This window comes from Mycobacterium sp. 1245801.1 (genome assembly GCF_001673055.1).
Lineage (GTDB): Bacteria > Actinomycetota > Actinomycetes > Mycobacteriales > Mycobacteriaceae > Mycobacterium > Mycobacterium europaeum_A.
Window position 1 is genome coordinate 1 of sequence record NZ_LZKY01000409.1, and the last position, 17,048, is coordinate 17,048.

16 protein-coding genes and 1 pseudogene are annotated in these 17,048 nt (G+C 69.6%); 8 read left to right on the forward strand and 9 right to left on the reverse strand.

What is annotated here, in order from left to right:
- The 3 genes and pseudogenes from A5622_RS26100 to yajC all read right to left on the reverse strand — a co-directional run.
- Positions 1 to 615, reverse strand: a pseudogene (locus tag A5622_RS26100) (protein translocase subunit SecF); the annotation flags it as partial.
- Between the two features lie 3 nt (positions 616 to 618).
- Positions 619 to 2,448 (reverse strand): protein translocase subunit SecD, encoded by a 1,830-nt coding sequence (secD, locus tag A5622_RS26105; RefSeq protein WP_066882151.1) that lies wholly within the window; start codon positions 2,446 to 2,448, stop codon positions 619 to 621.
- Positions 2,449 to 2,551: 103 nt separating this feature from the next.
- On the reverse strand, positions 2,552 to 2,878 hold the full coding sequence (yajC, locus tag A5622_RS26110) for a preprotein translocase subunit YajC (protein WP_066863870.1): 327 nt from the start codon (positions 2,876 to 2,878) through the stop codon (positions 2,552 to 2,554).
- Positions 2,879 to 3,108: 230 nt separating this feature from the next.
- Here yajC and gabT point away from each other — a divergent pair, with 230 nt between their 5' ends.
- A complete protein-coding gene (gabT, locus tag A5622_RS26115; protein ID WP_066882211.1) occupies positions 3,109 to 4,449 on the forward strand; it encodes a 4-aminobutyrate--2-oxoglutarate transaminase in 1,341 nt (446 codons plus the stop codon).
- A 147-nt stretch (positions 4,450 to 4,596) separates the two neighbouring features.
- Positions 4,597 to 8,121 (forward strand): carboxylic acid reductase, encoded by a 3,525-nt coding sequence (gene car / locus A5622_RS26120; protein WP_066882153.1) that lies wholly within the window; start codon positions 4,597 to 4,599, stop codon positions 8,119 to 8,121.
- Positions 8,122 to 8,185: 64 nt separating this feature from the next.
- On the opposite strand, the gene A5622_RS26125 is transcribed toward car, so the two are convergent.
- The 6 genes from A5622_RS26125 to ruvC form a co-directional block, all read right to left on the reverse strand.
- Entirely contained in the window at positions 8,186 to 8,878 is a 693-nt protein-coding gene (locus tag A5622_RS26125) for a hypothetical protein (RefSeq protein ID WP_066863865.1), read from the reverse strand.
- Between the two features lie 132 nt (positions 8,879 to 9,010).
- On the reverse strand, positions 9,011 to 9,394 hold the full coding sequence (locus A5622_RS26130) for a DUF1304 domain-containing protein (RefSeq protein ID WP_066882155.1): 384 nt from the start codon (positions 9,392 to 9,394) through the stop codon (positions 9,011 to 9,013).
- Between the two features lie 118 nt (positions 9,395 to 9,512).
- Positions 9,513 to 10,208: a hypothetical protein gene (locus tag A5622_RS26135; RefSeq protein ID WP_066882157.1), complete on the reverse strand. Its 696-nt coding sequence runs from the start codon at positions 10,206 to 10,208 to the stop codon at positions 9,513 to 9,515.
- Positions 10,209 to 10,462: 254 nt separating this feature from the next.
- Positions 10,463 to 11,524, reverse strand: a complete 1,062-nt coding sequence (gene ruvB, locus A5622_RS26140) for a Holliday junction branch migration DNA helicase RuvB (protein ID WP_066863860.1) — start codon at positions 11,522 to 11,524, stop codon at positions 10,463 to 10,465.
- Positions 11,521 to 12,123 carry a Holliday junction branch migration protein RuvA gene (gene ruvA / locus A5622_RS26145; RefSeq protein ID WP_066882159.1) on the reverse strand — a complete coding sequence of 201 codons (603 nt, stop codon included), beginning with the start codon at positions 12,121 to 12,123 and terminating at the stop codon, positions 11,521 to 11,523. The genes ruvB and ruvA overlap by 4 nt, the downstream gene beginning before the upstream one ends.
- Complete coding sequence (gene ruvC / locus A5622_RS26150) at positions 12,120 to 12,686, reverse strand: crossover junction endodeoxyribonuclease RuvC (RefSeq protein WP_066882161.1); 567 nt, start codon at positions 12,684 to 12,686, stop codon at positions 12,120 to 12,122. Before ruvC ends, ruvA begins: the two co-directional genes overlap by 4 nt.
- Before the next feature lie 179 nt (positions 12,687 to 12,865).
- Between ruvC and A5622_RS26155 the strand changes: the two genes are divergently transcribed.
- The 6 genes from A5622_RS26155 to A5622_RS26180 all read left to right on the forward strand — a co-directional run bounded on the left by A5622_RS26155 (position 12,866) and on the right by A5622_RS26180 (position 17,041).
- Positions 12,866 to 13,477: a DUF4178 domain-containing protein gene (locus tag A5622_RS26155; protein WP_066863852.1), complete on the forward strand. Its 612-nt coding sequence runs from the start codon at positions 12,866 to 12,868 to the stop codon at positions 13,475 to 13,477.
- A 17-nt stretch (positions 13,478 to 13,494) separates the two neighbouring features.
- Positions 13,495 to 13,992 (forward strand): DUF2617 family protein, encoded by a 498-nt coding sequence (locus A5622_RS26160; protein ID WP_066863850.1) that lies wholly within the window; start codon positions 13,495 to 13,497, stop codon positions 13,990 to 13,992.
- Positions 13,989 to 14,420 (forward strand): DUF4247 domain-containing protein, encoded by a 432-nt coding sequence (locus A5622_RS26165; protein ID WP_066882213.1) that lies wholly within the window; start codon positions 13,989 to 13,991, stop codon positions 14,418 to 14,420. Before A5622_RS26160 ends, A5622_RS26165 begins: the two co-directional genes overlap by 4 nt.
- 26 nt (positions 14,421 to 14,446) lie before the next feature.
- Positions 14,447 to 14,902 (forward strand): DUF350 domain-containing protein, encoded by a 456-nt coding sequence (locus A5622_RS26170; protein WP_066863848.1) that lies wholly within the window; start codon positions 14,447 to 14,449, stop codon positions 14,900 to 14,902.
- The gene (locus A5622_RS26175; RefSeq protein WP_066882163.1) at positions 14,899 to 16,500 is read left to right on the forward strand and encodes a polyamine aminopropyltransferase; all 1,602 of its coding nucleotides are present in this window, start codon (positions 14,899 to 14,901) and stop codon (positions 16,498 to 16,500) included. Before A5622_RS26170 ends, A5622_RS26175 begins: the two co-directional genes overlap by 4 nt.
- A 76-nt stretch (positions 16,501 to 16,576) precedes the next feature.
- Positions 16,577 to 17,041, forward strand: coding sequence for an RICIN domain-containing protein (locus A5622_RS26180; RefSeq protein WP_066863843.1), 465 nt, complete (start codon positions 16,577 to 16,579; stop codon positions 17,039 to 17,041).
- Positions 17,042 to 17,048: the final 7 nt, after the last annotated feature.

Consider the following 17,048-nt stretch of genomic DNA (forward strand, 5'->3'; position numbering starts at 1 on the left):
GATGGCCATGTACCGCTCGTAGCGCACCATGATGTAGACGCCGACCAGCACCAAGAACACGGCCAGCGCGATCAGCGCCTTGTCGGTGATCTGATCACCCCACGTCTCGGAGACCGCCGCGTCGCTGATCGCCTGCTTGCTGGGCTTGCCGTCGGCGCCCTTGGGTCCGAACGCATCGAAGAGGGCGTTGCGCAGCTTGGTCGTCTGATCGTTGGTCAGCGTCTCCGAGCGAATCTGCACGGTCGCGCCGGCGCCGTTGCCGACGACCACCACCGATTCCGGATCCTTGCCGAGCGCCTGGTGGAACACCTCCGAGACCTGCGAGGTCTGCACGGTGCCCGTCTTCCCGGCGGCCGGCATCGACACCGTCGTGCCGCCGTTGAAGTCGATGCCGAAGGTGAAGCCCCGCAGCAGGATCGACAGGATGGCGACGGCGACGATCGCGCCGCTGATGCCGAACCACAGCCGGCGCCGCCCGACCACCTCGAAGGCGCCGGTGCCGGTGTACAGGCGCGACAGAAACCCGTGGTGCGGGGCGCTGTCGCTCAACTCGGTGGCGCCCTCGGAGGCTTCGGTGAGCTCGGTTGCGTCCTTGGAGGCTTTGGAGGAAGTCATGCGCTATCCCCGTCCCGTCGTGACCTGCGCCGAAGCCCGGCGTTCGCGGGCCACCTGCTGAACGGCGCCCAGGCCGTTGTAGGCCGGCTTTGCCAGCGTCGGGGACTTGGACGCCAGGTACACCAGCGGCCAGGTCACCAGGAACACCACCACGATGTCGAGGACGGTGGTGAGGCCCAACGTGAAGGCGAAGCCGCGCACCTGGCCGATCGCCAGGGCGTAGAGCACCGCGGCGGCCAGGAAGGTGACGGCGTTACCCGACACGATGGTCTTGCGGGCCCGCACCCAGCCTCGTGGCACCGCGGACCGGAACGAACGGCCTTCGCGGATCTCGTCTTTGATGCGTTCGAAGAAGACGACGAACGAGTCGGCGGTGGTACCGATACCGATGATCAGACCCGCGATGCCCGCCAGATCCAGGGTGTAGTTGATCTGGCGACCCAGGATCACCAGGATCGCGAAAATCATTGCGCCGGAAGCGCCCAGCGACAGGGCGGTGAGCAGTCCCAGCACCCGGTAGTAGAGCAGCGAGTACACCAGCACCAGGATCAGGCCGATGGCGCCCGCGATCAGGCCCGCCCGCAGCGAGGTCAATCCCAGTGTCGCCGAGACGGTTTGGGCCTCCGAGGCCTCGAAGGACAGCGGCAGTGAGCCGTATTTGAGGACGTTGGCCAGCTGCTTGGCCGTCGCGGCGGTGAACGGCGGATCGCCACCGCTGATCTGGGTGCGGCCGCCGGGGATCGCCTCCTGGATCATCGGCGCGCTGACCACCTGCGAGTCCAGCGTGAAGGCGGTCTGGGTGCCGATGTGGGCGGCGGTGAAGTCGGCCCAGGTGTTCGCCGCGGCGGACTTGAACTGCAGGTCGACAACGTAGCCGATGCCGCGCTGGTTCTGGCTGGCGCTGGCGTCCTGGATCTGGTCACCGCTGATGATCGACGGCCCCAGCAGGTAGGCGACCTTGTGGTCGGTGGAGCAGGTGATCAACGGCTGGGCGGGATCGTCGTTGCCGGCCAGGATGTCTTCCTTGTCGCAGCGCGTCGCCTGGAACTGGAGGGCCAGGAACTGGATGCCCTGACGCGTGCTCTGGCGCCACTTCTTCTCGTCGGCGATGCGGTCGGCGAGTTCCTTGCGCGGGTCGGGCGGCGCGGGTTGTTCCCCGGGCGGCGCCTCGGCCGCGGGACCCCCGGGCGCGGGCGCCGGTGCGGGTGTCCCGGGCGCTGGCGCTGGCGCGGGGCTGGGTGCCGGGCTGGGAGTCGGGGGCGGGTCCTGCGGATACGGCCGGGGCTGGGCACCCGGGTGCGCGGGAGCCGGCTGAGCCGGCTGAGCCGGTTGTCCCGGAGCCGGCTGTGCTGGCGCCGGTTGTCCCGGAGCGGGCTGGCCGGGCGCCGGTTGTCCCGGAGCGGGCTGGCCGGGCGCGGGCTGGCGCGGCGCCGGCTTGGGCTCCGCGCTCTGGGCCGGCATGGAGTTGAGCACCGGCCGGATGTAGAGCCGGGCGGTCTGGCCCAGGTTGCGCGCCTCGTTGCCGTCGTTTCCGGGGACGGTGATGATCAGGTTGTCGCCGTCGACCACGACCTCCGAACCGGAGACGCCGAGCCCGTTGACCCGGGCGCCGATGATCTGCTGGGCCTGCGCCAACGCCTCACGGCTGGGCTTCGACCCGTCCGGGGTGCGCGCGGTCAGCGTGACGCGGGTGCCGCCCTGCAGGTCGATACCGAGCTTCGGAGCGGCTCGCTTGTCCCCGGTGAGGAACACCAACAGGTAGACGCCGACGAGCAATAACAAGAAGACCGACAGGTAGCGGGCAGGGTGCACCGGCGCCGAAGACGATGCCACGTTCCTTCTATCTCCTCGAATATCGGTTACTTACCCCGGAGGAGAGCCTACGTGGCCCTCGATTACCGGTTGCGCAAGCGGTCCGCCGGGTGGCGATCGGCCGTCAGGAATCCTTGCTGATCGAGCCCTCGTCGGCGGGGTCGTCGCCGTCGGCCAGGTCCTCGTCGTCGTCGGGCAGGATCCGGTCACGGATCGCCAGCTTCATCCAGGTGGTCACCACCCCGGGGGAGATCTCCAGATCCACGTTGTCCTCGGTGATGGCGACGACGGTGGCCTGCAGGCCAGACGTGGTGTGCACCCGATCGCCCGGGCGCAAGGACTCGTGCAGGTCGATGGTGGCCTGCATCGCGCGCTTCTGACGGCGCGATGCCAAGTACATGAACCCGCCCATGATGAGCAGGAACGGCAGGAACAGGATCAGACTCTGCATGGACGCGCCTGTCTTTCGTCGTAAATATTCTTCGGCATACGGGGCATTACTACGGCTGGGTGCCGGTAGGACTCGTGCGTCGCGCACCTCGTAACGGTCCAGTGTGCCCGTTCAGTCTGGCAGGCCACGGGTCGCGACCGACCGCCACGGTGCACGCAGTGCCCGCCGGGGTCAAGCTCGATAGGCTTTTGATGCGACGTGACACGCGCGCCGCGGGGAGGAGTTCTGTGGTGGCCAGCCTCGAGCAGACCCGCCAGCTGGTTACCGAGATCCCCGGTCCGGCATCGCTGGAACTGAGCAAGCGCCGGGCCGCGGCGGTGTCGCACGCGGTGAACGTGTCGGTGCCGGTTTTCGTGGCGCGCGCCGGCGGCGGAATCATCGAGGACGTCGACGGCAACCGGCTGATCGATCTGGGGTCCGGCATCGCGGTGACGACGATCGGCAACTCGTCACCCCGGGTGGTCGAAGCGGTGCGCGCACAGGTCGAAGAGTTCACCCACACCTGCTTCATGGTGACGCCCTACGAGTCCTACGTCGCCGTCGCCGAGACGCTCAACCGCATCACCCCGGGTTCGGGCGAGAAGCGCTCGGTGCTGTTCAACTCCGGCGCCGAGGCGGTGGAGAACGCCGTCAAGGTCGCGCGCGCCTACACCCGCAAGCCCGCCGTGGTGGCGTTCAACCACGCCTACCACGGCCGAACCAACCTGGCCCTTGCGCTGACCGCCAAGTCGATGCCCTACAAGGGCGGCTTCGGCCCGTTCGCGCCGGAGATCTACCGTGCGCCGCTGTCCTACCCCTACCGGGACGGTCTGGTCGACAAGGAACTGGCCACCGACGGGGAGAAGGCCGCCGCGCGCAGCATCAACATCATCGAGAGCCAGATCGGCGCCGACAGCCTGGCCGCGCTCATCATCGAGCCGATCCAGGGCGAGGGCGGGTTCATCGTTCCGGCCGAGGGCTTCCTGCCCACCCTGCTGGACTGGTGCCACAAGAACGACGTGGTGTTCATCGCCGACGAGGTGCAGACCGGATTCGCGCGGTCGGGCGCCATGTTCGCGTGTGAGCACGAGGGCATCGAACCCGACCTGATCTGCACCGCCAAGGCCATCGCCGACGGACTGCCGCTGTCGGCGGTCACCGGGCGGGCGCAGATCATGGACGCCCCGCAGGTCGGCGGTTTGGGTGGCACCTTCGGCGGAAACCCGTTGGCTTGCGCGGCGGCGTTGGCCACCATCGAGACGATCGAGAACGACGGTTTGATCGAGCGCGCGCAGCGGTTGGAACGCCTGATCACCGAGCCGCTGTTGCGTCTGCAGGCCGGCGACGACCGGATCGGCGACGTGCGCGGCCGGGGCGCCATGATCGCCATCGAACTGGTGAAGTCGGGAACCGCCGAGCCCGACAAGGAACTGACCCAGAAGCTGACCGTCGCGGCCGCCGCCGCCGGCGTGATCGTGTTGACGTGCGGCATGTGGGGCAACATCATCCGGCTGCTGCCCCCGCTGACCATCAGCGACGAGCTGCTGGCCGAGGGCATCGACATCCTCGGCGGCCTGCTGCGCGAGCTGTAGACCGGGACTTCCCACCGCGCGTGGGCAATCTCACAAACACCACAAACGCCAGATCATGGTGGAATACCTTTACTTTAGCTAACGTTCTATATGTCAGCGCGGACAGCGCAATTTGACTCGCTAACTTTCATTTGCAAGGGATCTGTTATGTCGACTGCTATTCACGACGAAGAACTCAACCGCCGCATCGAGCAACTCATTGCCAACGACCCCCAATTCGCCGCCGCCCGGCCGGACCCGGCGATCACCGCCGCCACCGAGCAGCCGGGGCTGCGGCTGCCCCAGATCATCCGGACCGTCCTCGACGGCTATGCCGACCGGCCCGCACTGGCGCAGCGCGTCGTGGAATTCGTCAAGGACGCCAAGACCGGACGCACCACCGCCGAGCTGCTCCCCCGCTTCGAGACCATCACGTATGGCGAACTGGGCGAACGGGTTTCGGCTCTCGGCCGCGCCTGGGCCAGCGACTCGGTGAGCCCCGGCGACCGCGTCTGCGTGCTGGGCTTCAACAGCGTGGACTACGCCACGATCGACATCACGCTGGGCACCATCGGCGCCGTGTCGGTGCCGATGCAGACCAGCGCGGCGATCTCGTCGCTGCAGCCGATCGTCGCCGAGACCGAGCCCAGCCTGATCGCCTCGAGCGTCAACCAGCTGCCCGACGCCGTGGAGCTGATCCTGGCCGGCGACCACGTGCCCGGCAAGCTCGTCGTGTTCGACTACCAGCCCGAGGTCGACGACCAGCGCGAGGCCGTGGAGAGTGCCGTGGCCCGGCTGGCCGGCACCGACGTGGTGGTCGAGAAGCTCGCCGACGTGTTGGAGCGCGGCAAGGACCTACCCCCGGTTCCCGAGCAGCAGACCGACGAGGACTCGCTCGCGCTGCTGATCTACACCTCCGGCAGCACCGGCGCCCCGAAGGGTGCGATGTACCCGCAGAGCAACGTCGGCAAGATGTGGCGGCGCGGCAGCAAGAACTGGTTCGGCGAGAGCGCCGCGTCGATCACCCTCAACTTCATGCCGATGAGCCACGTCATGGGGCGCGGGATCCTCTACGGCACGTTGGGCAACGGCGGCACCGCCTACTTCGCGGCCCGCAGCGACCTGTCCACCCTGCTCGAGGACCTCGAGCTGGTGCGGCCCACCGAGATGAACTTCGTCCCGCGGATCTGGGAAACGCTGTACGGCGAATTCCAGCGCCAGGTCGAGCGCCGGCTGGCCGACGGTGCCGATCGCGAGGCCGTTGAGGAAGAGGTGCTGGCGGAACAGCGCCAGTACCTGTTGGGCGGGCGGTTCATCTTCGCGATGACGGGCTCCGCACCCACCTCACCGGAGCTGAAGAAGTGGGCCGAGTCGCTGCTGCAGATGCACTTGATGGACGGCTACGGCTCGACCGAGGCCGGAATGGTGTTGTTCGACGGGGAGATTCAGCGTCCGCCGGTGATCGACTACAAGTTGGTCGACGTTCCCGACCTGGGCTACTTCAGCACCGACCGCCCGCACCCGCGCGGTGAGCTGTTGCTGCGGACCGAGAACATGTTCCCCGGCTACTACAAGCGGGCCGAGACCACCGCGAACGTGTTCGACGAGGACGGCTACTACCGGACCGGTGACGTGTTCGCCGAGATCGCCCCGGACCGGCTGGTGTACGTCGACCGACGCAACAACGTGCTCAAGCTTGCCCAGGGCGAATTCGTCACGCTGGCCAAGCTCGAGGCGGTGTTCGGCAACAGCCCGCTGATCCGCCAGATCTACGTCTACGGCAACAGCTCCCAGCCCTACCTGCTGGCCGTGGTGGTGCCGACCGAAGAGGCGTTGGCGCACAATGACATCGAGTCGCTCAAGCCCACGATCGCCGACTCGCTGCAGAAGGTCGCCAAAGAAACCGGCCTGCAGTCCTACGAGGTGCCGCGTGACTTCATCATCGAGACCACCCCGTTCAGCCTGGAAAACGGTCTGCTGACCGGGATCCGCAAGTTGGCGTGGCCGAAGCTCAAGGCGCACTACGGCGAACGGCTCGAGCAGATCTACGCCGACCTGGCCGCCGGCCAGGCCAACGAGTTGGCCGAACTGCGCCGCAGCGGCGCCCAGGCGCCGGTGCTGCAGACCGTCAGCCGCGCCGCGGCCGCCATGCTGGGCGCGACGGCCGGCGACCTGTCACCCGACGCCCACTTCACCGATCTGGGTGGAGACTCGTTGTCCGCGTTGACATTCGGCAACCTGCTGCGCGAGATCTTCGACGTCGACGTGCCGGTGGGTGTGATCGTCAGCCCGGCCAACGACCTGGCGGCCATCGCCGCCTACATCGAGGCCGAGCGCCAGGGCTCCAAGCGGCCGACGTTCGCGGCGGTGCACGGACGCGGCGCCACCACGGTGCGCGCCGGTGACCTCACGCTGGACAAGTTCCTCGACGAGGCCGTCCTGGCCGGCGCGCCGAGCCTGCCCAAGCCGGCGACCGAGGTGCGCACGGTGCTGTTGACCGGCGCGACCGGATTCCTGGGCCGCTACCTGGCGCTGGACTGGCTCGAGCGGATGGACATGGTCGACGGCAAAGTCATCGCACTGGTGCGGGCCCGCTCCGACGAGGAGGCGCGCGCCCGGTTGGACAAGACCTTCGGCGTGGGCTCTCCCGAAGGCGACCCGAAACTGCTGGCGCACTACCAGAAGCTGGCCGCCGACCACCTCGAGGTGATCGCGGGCGACAAGGGCGAGGCCAACCTCGGCCTGGACCAGCAAACCTGGCAGCGACTGGCCGAGGAGGTCGACATCATCGTCGACCCGGCGGCCCTGGTGAACCACGTGTTGCCCTACAGCGAGCTGTTCGGGCCCAACGCGCTGGGCACCGCGGAGCTGATCCGGATCGCGTTGACCTCCAAGCAGAAGCCATACACCTACGTGTCGACGATCGGGGTGGGCGACCAGATCAAGCCGGGTGAGTTCGTCGAGGACGCCGACATCCGGCAGATCAGCGCCACCCGCGAGATCAACGACAACTACGCCAACGGCTACGGCAACAGCAAGTGGGCCGGCGAGGTGCTCCTGCGCGAGGCGCACGACCTGTGCGGTCTGCCCGTCTCGGTGTTCCGCTGCGACATGATCCTGGCCGACACCACCTACTCCGGTCAGCTCAACCTGCCCGACATGTTCACCCGGCTGATGCTGAGCCTGGTCGCCACCGGTATCGCGCCCGGTTCGTTCTACGAACTCGACGCCGACGGCAACCGGCAGCGGGCACACTACGACGGCCTGCCGGTCGAGTTCATCGCCGCGGCGATCTCGACGCTAGGGACGCAGATCACCGACAGCGACACCGGCTTCCAGACCTACCACGTGATGAACCCCTACGACGACGGCATCGGTCTAGACGAATACGTCGACTGGCTGGTCGAGGCCGGGTACTCGATCGAGCGCATCGCCGACTACTCCGAATGGCTGCGGCGGTTCGAGACGTCGCTGCGGGCCCTGCCGGATCGGCAGCGTCAGTACTCGCTGCTGCCGCTGTTGCACAACTACCAGAAGCCGGAAAAGCCGATCAACGGCTCGATGGCGCCCACCGATGTGTTCCGCGCGGCGGTGCAGGAAGCGAAAATCGGCCCCGACAAAGACATTCCGCATGTCACGGCGCCGGTGATCGTCAAGTACATCACCAACCTGCAGTTGCTCGGACTGCTCTAAGGGCAAACAAGCAATCGCCCAGTCCCGCAACGGGACTGGGCGATTGCTGTTAATTGGCGCAGAACTACTGCTGCGGGTGCGGCCAACGCAGATACGCGGCGTTGGCGCCGGCCCCCGCGCCGGCGCGGTTACGGCGCCAGCCCCGCTTGGGCTCGGGGTCGGCCGCGGCGCGCGGCTTGGTCAGCGCGCCCGAGGAGACCTCGGCGGGCTCGTAGACCGAATCCCGGTAGGGCTCCACGCCCCCGGGGGCCGCGGCGGGTTCGGCCGCCACCGGATGCACGTCGCGGGCCAGGCGCACGGCGGTGCGGGCCAGCACGACCCCACCCACGAAGATGATCAGCGCGCCCAGGCCCGAGAAGTAGGTGACCTCGAGCACCGCGCGCTTGCGTTCGGTCGCCGCTATCGGGTCACCGGCGGAACCGATTCCCAACAGCGGGGCGACCTGGCCGCCCACGACGAACCAGGCGCCGGCCAGCACGGCCAGCCAGCCGCCCAGCATGGCGGCGACCCGGTTTCCCGCGACGATCAACAACAGGCCGCCGAGCACGGTGGCCGCGCCCGGAGCCACTTCCAGCCAGCCGCGGGCCGAGCTCCACGCCCAATCCCGGTCCGGTGTATAGGCGAAATTAAAGTGCGGACCAACAAACGGTATTAACGCCCCCCAGGCTCCCAAAATGACCAGGAGCAATCCGCTGACCGCGCCTCGCGAACGCGGCATACTCAGCCCGCGGGTTTGGCCGTCTTGTGCGTATTTCATGACATCCCCTCGTTGAATACCGGGTCTGATTCCGGCCTGGGATGGTTACCCAGCGCCTTCCACTACTAACCCACGCGGCAAACGAAAGCCACCGCTAGCCGGGGGCTTTTGAGGCTGGTGAGACTGGTGTTACTAGTGAAGGCCGAGCGACAGCAGCACGATCGCGATCGCGGGAAACGCGCCCTGCGTCGCGGCGGCACGGGCCTTGTCGCGCGCCGACGCGACCAGCACCACCGCCGCCGCGGCCATCGACCCGACGCCGGCGAAGACGAGCGCCGCACCAATGCCCCTGTGCCCCAACGCGACTGCGGCGATGCCCACGCCGGTGACGATGGCCAGGAAAAGGTTGTAGAAGCCTTGGTTGAACGCCAGCGCCTTGGTGGTCTCGGCGTCGGCCGCGGTGGTGCCGAAGGTGGCGCGGGTGCGCGGCGAGGTCCAGGTCAACGATTCGATCACAAAGATGTAGACGTGCAGCAACGCCGCCAGCGCGGCGAACACCAATCCGGCGGCGATCATCGCTCCTCCTCGCTGTTCGGGCGCCGGTGAACTCTACCGATCGGGGGTTGACCGGGCCAGCCTGACGCGGCAAGGCCCCGGTAGCCGAGGGCTACCGGGGCCTTGCCGACTCAGCGGGTCAGGCGCCCGCGTGGTGGTGCCGGTGGAACAGGCCACCGCCTTCGCCGGTGCGCCGGCGGAACAGTCCGCCACCCGTGCGCCCGCGGGGCTGCGGTCCGGCCGCGACGGCGTCGGTCCGCGCCGGCGCCGCGCCGCGGGTCTCGTCGTACATGGCCGGTTCGGCGGCCGGCACGGCCTCGCCCGCGACCGGCGCCGGGTGGGTCACCACGACGTCGCGCGCGTGCCGCACGGCCAGCCGCGCCACCGCGGCGCCGCCCAGGAACACGATCAGCGCACCCAGGCCGGTGAAGTAGGTGACCTCGAGCAGGGCGCGTTTGAGGTCCGTCGCCGCCGCCGGTTGCCCGACGTCGCCGATCCGGAGCGTCGACGCGAACGCGCGGCCGACCACGAACCACGCGCCGCCGACGACCGCCAGCCAGCCGCCGAACACGGCGCTGGCCCGATTGCCGGACATGAGCACCAGCAGGCCGCCCACCGCCGTCGCGACGCCGGGGAGCACCTCCAGCCAGCCCTTGGCCGTGGTCCACGTCCAGGCCGGATCGGCCATGTACGCCCAGTCGACGTTGGGCCCGAAGAAGGGCACCAGTGCGCCCCACGCGCCCAGCAGTATCAGCAGTAGCCCGGTTAGCGCGCCGCGGGTGCGTGGCATGTACAGCGCGCGGGGTCGGTCGTAGTCGTCGCTCGTGGTCCTCATCGGAACCTCCTTCAACAGGTATCGCTGCTGTGAGCCTGGTTACCCGGCGATGCCGGGGTGTAACCGGTCGACGGCCGCGCGCGTGTTTGCTGGGGCCGTCGCAGCGGGGGTGCACACGGATGGCCCGGCGCCTGACCGGCGGCGGTCTAGCGGGTCTGACCAGGGCGGACGCCGGACCGCGCGAACGGCCGGCCCCCGCTAGGGGCAAAGGTCACGATTTGGCCGCGAAACGCCGGGCGGCACCGAACCAGCCGCTAGTCGAACAGGCCGGGTTGGCCCAGCCCGGTGACCCCGGCCGGCGGGGCCATGCCGAGGTGCGTCCACGCCTGGGCGGTGGCCACCCGGCCCCGCGGGGTCCGCGCGACCATGCCGGCGCGGACCAGGAACGGCTCGCACACCTCCTCGACCGTGGTGGCCTCCTCGCCCACCGCCACCGCCAGCGTCGACACCCCGACCGGGCCGCCGCCGAAGCTGCGGGTCAGCGCCGAGAGCACCGCCCGATCCAGCCGGTCCAGGCCCAGCTCGTCGACGTCGTACACCGCCAGCGCGGCCTTGGCGACATCGCGGGTGATCACGCCGTCGGCGCGCACCTCGGCGAAGTCGCGAACCCGGCGCAGCAGCCGGTTGGCGATCCGCGGCGTCCCGCGCGAACGGCGGGCGATCTCCTCGGCCGCATCGCCGCCCAGCTCGATGCCCAGGATCCCGGCGGAGCGGGCCAGCACCCGCTCCAGCTCGGCGGGCTCGTAGAAGTCCATGTGCGCAGTGAAACCGAACCGGTCCCGCAGCGGGCCGGTCAACGCGCCGGACCGGGTGGTGGCGCCGACCAGGGTGAAGGGCGCCACTTCCAGGGGGATCGACGTCGCGCCGGGACCCTTGCCGACCACCACGTCGACCCGGAAGTCCTCCATGGCCAGGTACAGCATCTCCTCGGCGGGCCGGGCGATGCGGTGGATCTCGTCGATGAACAGCACGTCGTGCTCGACGAGGTTGGACAGCATGGCCGCCAAGTCACCGGCACGTTCCAGCGCGGGCCCGGACGTCAGCCGCAGCGAGGACCCCAACTCGGCGGCGATGATCATCGCCAGCGACGTCTTGCCCAGCCCCGGCGGACCGGACAACAGGATGTGATCCGGTGTGCCGCCCCGGTTTTTGGCGCCCTCGATGACCAGCTGCAGCTGTTCGCGCACCCGCGGCTGGCCGATGAACTCGCGCAGCGAGCGCGGCCGCAGGCTGACGTCGATGTCGCCCTCGCCGGACGCCAGCGCGCCGGAGACCTCCCGGTCGGCGTAGTCGTCGCCGACGTCGTGCGGACTCATCGGGCCTTGCCCAGCAACGACAGGGCGGCGCGCAGGGCGCCCGAGGTGGTGGCGTCGTGCTCGGCGGCCAGCACCTTGTCGGTGGCTTCCTCGGCCTGCTTGACGGCGAACCCGAGCCCCACCAACGCCTCCACCACCGGCCCGCGGACCGCGTGGCCGTTGAGCGCCGCACCCGGCGACGCTCCCCCGCCCGCCCCGGCGGCGCCGACCTTGTCGCGCAGTTCCAGGACCATCCGTTCGGCGCTGCGCTTGCCGATGCCGGGCACCCGGGTGAGCGCGGTGACGTCGCCGTCGTACAGCGCCTGACGCAGCGCCGCGGCGTCATGCACGGCCAGCGTCGCCATCGCCAGCCGGGGCCCCACCCCGGACACCGACAGCAGCGTCAGGAACAGGTCGCGGGTATCGGTGTCGGTGAAGCCGTACAACGTCATCGAGTCCTCGCGCACGATCATCGCGGTGATCAGCCGCGCCTGCGTCCCGGCCCGCAACGTGGACAGGGTCGACGGGGTCGCGTTCACCCGGTAGCCGACGCCGGCGGCCTCGACCACCACGTGATCGAGCGCCACCTCGAGGACCTCGCCGTGCACCGAGGCGATCATCGCGCGGCCTTCAGCTTGGCGCCCAACTTGGCGCGGTATTTCTCGCGCTGCTCGGCGGCCATCGCTTCGGCCGCGGCCATCCGGGCGATCATCGGGGCCCGCCAGCAGTGACAGATCGCCAGGGCCAACGCGTCGGCGGCGTCGGCCGGCGACGGTTTGGCTTGCAGCGCAAGGATTCTGGTGACCATCGCGGTGACCTGCGCCTTGTCGGCCGCGCCGTTGCCGGTGACCGCGGCCTTGACCTCGCTGGGGGTGTGGAAGTGCACGTCGATGCCGCGTTTGGCGGCCGCCAGCGCGACCACGCCGCCGGCCTGGGCGGTGCCCATCACCGTCGACACGTTCAGTTGGGAGAACACCCGCTCGATCGCCACGACGTCGGGTTGGTGGGTGGCCAGCCAATGCTCGACGGCGTCGCTGATCCGCAGCAGCCGCTCGGCCAGCGGTGCGTCCGACGGGGTGCGCACCACGTCGACGTCCAGCGCCACCACCGTGCGCCCGCGCCCGCTTTCGACGACCGACAGACCGCATCGGGTCAGGCCGGGATCGACGCCCATCACCCGCATTCCCGCTCCCACCTAGTAGAACAGCTGTTCGATACCCTAGCGGCCGGCGCCGACGGGCCCGGGTAGGACACGCGGCGCCACCCCCGATTCCCGCCGCGACGTTACGGCGCCGAACCCGCGAAAAAGCTGTTAGCTTTAGCCCACGTTCGCTCGAGCAAGGTGGCAACGAAGGGGTTGGCGTGGGATCTCTGCTGGTCATGATCGCCGTGGTGCTCTTCATCGCGTCCATCGTGGTGTTGGTGGTGGCTTTGCGGCGGCCCAAGCAGCCGGCCCAGCGGGGCGGGCGCCCGGATCCGCTCGCCGCCGACGCGATGCCCCAGTTCGGGCCGCGCCAGCTCGGGCCCGGCGCCATCGTCAGCTACGGCGGTACCGACTACATCGTGCGCGGTTCGGTCACCTTCCGCGAGGGCCCCTTCGTCTGGTGGGAGCACCTGCTAGAGGGCGGCGACCAGCCGCTCTGGTTCAGCGTCGAGGAGGACGACGGGCGCCTGGAACTCGCGCTGTGGGTGACCCGCAAGGACGTGCCGCTGCGGCCCGGCGACCCCTACGTCGTCGACGGCGTGATGTTCCACGAGTCCGAACGCGGCCGCGCCTCCTACACCACCGAGGGCACCACCGGCCTGCCGGCCGGCGGCGAGATGGAGTTCGTCGACTGCACCAACGCCGACGAGTCAGCGCTGCTCTCGTTCGAGCGCTGGGCCCCGGACATGCCCTGGGAGGTCTCGACGGGCAAGTCCGTCTCGCCCGGCGAGATCACCGTGTATTCGGCGCCCCCACCCAGCCCGGCGTAGCGCAGAAGGTCAGGTCGGTGCCCCTTCATCAGCTCGCCGTGACCCCGGCCGATGTATCCGGCGACCGGCTGGGGCTGGCCCTCAACGCACCCGTGCCCGCGCCGCTGGCCAGCTGCCGGCTCGACCACCCCGGCGGCGGCCCGGCGCTACTGCTCGGGGTGCTCGGGGCCTCCCACGTCGTCGCGGTGGAGCAGGCGTTCTCGGAGGAAATCTCTTGCACCGCACGAAATCTCGGGGCCGACCTGCCCGAGCGCACCGACGCGCCCGGTTACCGCCTGCGGTCGCGCACCGACACCCACGACGAGGCGAGCTTTCGCCGGCTCGCACGGGACCTGCGCGCCCGGTGCGCCCGCCGGGCGGGCTGGCTCGGCGGCACCTTCCCCGGCGACGACGCCGCACTGACCGTGCTGGCCGCCGAAGCCGACGGCGCCGGCTGGCGCTGGCGGACCTGGCACCTCTACCCGGGGCGGCACGGCGGAACGGTGGTCCACACGGCCAGCCGGTGGCGCCCGTGAGCCGCAACCGCCTGTTCGTGATCGCCGGCGTGCTGGGCGCCGCCGGCCTGGCGTGCCTGATCTTCGGAATCATCTTGTTGCAGAAGAACATCGGGTCATACGTCGCCGGGCACTATCACGAATACGCCCGCGACGTGAACGGGACTCGCTACCAGTGCAGCGGGTCCCCCGACCAGGTGGCCGACGCGCTCGCCGACTATGCCGAACCCAACGCGCGGGCCGACAACGGCAAAACCGAGTACCTGCGCTACAGCAACAACATCGTGATCGTCGGGCCCGACGGCGGCTACCCGTGCAGCATCCGCGTCGAACCCCTGAGCGCCGGATACAGCCACGGCGCCTTCATCTTCCTCGGCCCCGGGTTTTCCCCCGGATCCCCATCGGGTGGCGCCGGAGGCACCCCCGGCGGCCCCGGCGGAACCAAATGACTCCCACCACCGCAAAGGAGAGCACCATGTATCTCGCCGTCGAGATCGGCACCGTCGACCTCAATCCCGTGCTGAAGGGCGCGGTCGCGACCATCCTGTACTTCGCGGTCGGCATGGCCGTGCTGCTCGTCGGGTTTTACGCGGTCGACGTGCTGACCCCGGGCAAGCTGCGCCAGCTGGTGTTCATCGACCGCCGGCCCAACGCGGTGGTGGTCGCCGGCGCGATGTACATCGCGCTGACGATCGTGATCATCACCGCGATCGCCAACAGCTACAGCCAGCTGGGCCAGGGCCTGGTGGGCGTGGCGGTGTACGGGTTGATGGGCGTGATCCTGCTGGGCGTCGCGCTGTTGACCATGCACCTGCTGATCCCGGGCAGTTTCCACGAGCACATCGACGAGCCCGAGCTGCATCCGGGATCGTTCGCGGTGGCGCTGATACTGCTCGCCGTGGGAGGGGTGACCGCCGCGGCGGTGTCATGAGCGCGGTCGGGTCTGCGGGCGAGGTGCGGGCGCCCGAGGCGACGCGGCCCGCGGCGACATCGGGGCGGTGGCGGGCGCTGTTGCTGGCCGCCGTGGCGGCCTGCGCGGCGTGCGGCATCATCTACGAACTCGCGCTGCTGACGCTGTCGGCGAGCCTGGACGGCGGCGGCATCGTCGCCACGTCGCTGATCGTCGCGGGCTACATCGCCGCGCTGGGCGTGGGCGCCCTGGTGGTCAAACCCCTGCTGGCGCACGCCGCGATCACCTTCATCGCCGTCGAAGCGCTGCTGGGCATCGTCGGCGGCCTGTCGGCGGCGGCGCTGTACGTGGCGTTCGCGTTCGTGGACGGGTCGACGTGGGTGCTGGCGGTGGGCACCGCGCTGATCGGCGGCCTGGTCGGGGCCGAGGTGCCGCTGCTGATGACGCTGCTGCACCGGGGCCGGACAGGGCCCGACGAAGACCAGGCGGCCGATGCCGGCCGCACGCTGGCCAACCTCAACGCCGCGGACTACCTGGGCGCGCTGCTGGGCGGGCTGGTCTGGCCGTTCCTGCTGCTGCCGCAACTGGGGATGATCCGGGGCGCCGCGGCCACCGGCATGATCAACCTGGCCGCGGCGGCCGTCGTGGCGGTTTTCCTTCTGCGCCAAGTGGTTTCGATACGGCAGCTGGCGTTGGCGCTGGGCGCGCTGGCCGCCGCCGCTGCGCTGCTGGCCACCCTGCTGTTGCGCTCGGCGGACATCGAAACCACAAGCAGGCAAAGGCTTTACGCGGACCCGATCATCGCCTACCGGCACACGGCCTATCAGGAGATCGTGGTGACCCGCCGCGGCAACGACACCCGGCTGTATCTGGACGGCGGGCTGCAGTTCTCCACCCGCGACGAATACCGCTACACCGAGAGTCTCGTCTACCCCGCCCTCGGCGGGGTTTCCCAAGGCGCGCGATCGGTGCTGGTGCTCGGCGGCGGAGACGGCCTGGCGGCCCGCGAATTGCTGCGTGTCCCCGGCATTTCCACGATCGTGCAAGTCGAGCTCGACCCCGCGGTGATCGACATCGCGCGCACCACGCTGCGCAACGCCAACGGCGGTTCGTTAAACAACCCGCGGGTGGCCGTGGTGACCGAGGACGCGATGAACTGGTTACGCCGGCCGAACGTGGACCGCTTCGACGCGGTCATCGTCGACCTTCCCGACCCCGACACACCGGTGCTGGGCCGGTTGTACTCGACGGAGTTCTACGCGCTGATCGCCCGCGCGCTGACGCCCGGTGGGCTGATGGCGGTGCAGGCGGGCAGCCCCTTCTCCACCCCGACGGCGTACTGGCGCACGGTGTCGACGATCCGCGCCGCCGGCTACGCCGTCACGCCGTATCACGTGCACGTGCCCACGTTCGGGGACTGGGGATTCGCCCTGGCCCAGCGCGGCGACGCCGCCCCCGCACCGAGGGTGCCCGCGAATGCGCCGCCGCTGCGTTTCCTCAATCAGCCGGTGCTCGACGCCGCCGGCGTCTTCTCCGGTGACATCGGCCCGCGGCCGGTGGAGCCGTCGACCCTGGACAATCCGCGCATCGTCGAGGACATGCGGCACGGCTACGACTAAAACCGGGGTCGGGCCCGCGAAAAGTGGCCACCCTGAGCCGGCGTGTCGTCTCCGCGAACGAAAGGACCGAACCGAAATGCAGAAACCGCGGTTGGTGGGCGAGGCGCGCCGGGCCCTCGTGCTGTTGGGCACAGTGTTCGGTCTCGCGATGCTCGGTGCTGGTGGGGCAAGTGCCGATGGTCCGGTCCAGTTGAGAAGCCGGTTAGGCGATGCCTGTGTGGACGGCCCGGGATCGGGATGGCTGGCCCCGGTGGTGGTCAACCCGTGCAACGGTGCGGACTCGCAGCGTTGGACTCTCAGCGGTATCGGGCGACTCGAGAGCGCGGCCTTTCCCGGGCAATGCCTGAATTCCGACGGCACGGGGGCGGCGCACCTCGTGGCCTGTTGGGACAGCCAGCGGTGGAACGTGCAGCCCAACGGCCAGATCACGGCCGTCCTGGGTGGTTGCCTCGCCGTCCTCGGCGGCCCCGACCCGGGGACCTGGGTGTCAACCCGCTGGTGCAATGGAGATCCAGGCCAGGGGTGGGATATCGTACCCTGACGCCGCA

Excerpts from the sequence above, each read along its gene's own strand:
- A5622_RS26170 (WP_066863848.1), top strand. The coding sequence starts at position 14,447 with ATGTATCTCGCCGTCGAGATCGGCACCGTCGACCTCAATCCCGTGCTG.
- A5622_RS26180 (WP_066863843.1), top strand. The coding sequence starts at position 16,577 with ATGCAGAAACCGCGGTTGGTGGGCGAGGCGCGCCGGGCCCTCGTGCTG.
- ruvB (WP_066863860.1), bottom strand. The coding sequence starts at position 11,524 with ATGAGTCCGCACGACGTCGGCGACGACTACGCCGACCGGGAGGTCTCC.
- car (WP_066882153.1), top strand. The coding sequence starts at position 4,597 with ATGTCGACTGCTATTCACGACGAAGAACTCAACCGCCGCATCGAGCAA.
- yajC (WP_066863870.1), bottom strand. The coding sequence starts at position 2,878 with ATGCAGAGTCTGATCCTGTTCCTGCCGTTCCTGCTCATCATGGGCGGG.
- A5622_RS26135 (WP_066882157.1), bottom strand. The coding sequence starts at position 10,208 with ATGAGGACCACGAGCGACGACTACGACCGACCCCGCGCGCTGTACATG.
- A5622_RS26125 (WP_066863865.1), bottom strand. The coding sequence starts at position 8,878 with ATGAAATACGCACAAGACGGCCAAACCCGCGGGCTGAGTATGCCGCGT.
- ruvC (WP_066882161.1), bottom strand. The coding sequence starts at position 12,686 with ATGCGGGTGATGGGCGTCGATCCCGGCCTGACCCGATGCGGTCTGTCG.
- A5622_RS26175 (WP_066882163.1), top strand. The coding sequence starts at position 14,899 with ATGAGCGCGGTCGGGTCTGCGGGCGAGGTGCGGGCGCCCGAGGCGACG.
- A5622_RS26130 (WP_066882155.1), bottom strand. The coding sequence starts at position 9,394 with ATGATCGCCGCCGGATTGGTGTTCGCCGCGCTGGCGGCGTTGCTGCAC.
- ruvA (WP_066882159.1), bottom strand. The coding sequence starts at position 12,123 with ATGATCGCCTCGGTGCACGGCGAGGTCCTCGAGGTGGCGCTCGATCAC.